This is a genomic window from Paraburkholderia sp. BR13439, assembly GCF_040948805.1.
Lineage (GTDB): Bacteria > Pseudomonadota > Gammaproteobacteria > Burkholderiales > Burkholderiaceae > Paraburkholderia > Paraburkholderia youngii.
In genome coordinates this window covers 1-603 of record NZ_JBFPKN010000139.1, presented here as the reverse complement: position 1 = coordinate 603, position 603 = coordinate 1, and the positions used below count along the sequence as shown (strand labels likewise).

At 60.5% G+C, this 603-nt stretch carries 1 pseudogene; it reads right to left on the bottom strand.

From position 1 onward, the window contains the following. A pseudogene (locus AB3X96_RS42570) lies at nucleotides 1-427 on the bottom strand (transposase); the annotation flags it as partial. Nucleotides 428-603 lie beyond the last annotated feature (176 nt).

Sequence of the window (603 nt, the reverse complement as noted above, 5' to 3'; positions counted from 1 at the left end):
GGCCGGGCGCACGGCGCAACAATGTCGGTGGCTTGCCGCGCCGGCTCCATGGCCTGGGTGGAAGTGGCGCCGTACCGGGTGCCCACACAGAGGTGCCAGGCCGGATCCCTACGGCGTACAACAAACCCAGTTCAGTTACCCCATCCCGGAAAGCGGTTTCGTCGCCGTACCCGGCATCGGCCAGCACGATGCCCGGGGCAACGCCGGATGCTATAGCCTCACGAAGTTGGGTCAACGGAATCTGGGGCTTGGTCTCGAAAGCCAGATCGTCGGGAATGCCCGCACGACGGGCACGTTCCCGGTCTTCAATCCATTCCTTGGGGACATACAGCTGCCAGGCAATCGGCAGGCTGCCACGTTGCGTCGCGATCGACAGGCTCACGGCGACCTGACAGTTGTCCTGTTTGCCAAGTTGCCCACAGTACTGAGTCCAGCCTGAACAAACCGTAGAGCCTTAAGCGTTGGGGGTTTCCGGCGGAAATCGTGTTGTTGGAATTGCAGAGACCTGGCATATTGCTGGGTATAGCCTGCAAATTCTGACGAGGTTTAGATGGGTCCGAAGGCGCCTGTAACGGAGAAGGATTTGTTCCGGCATCCACTGCG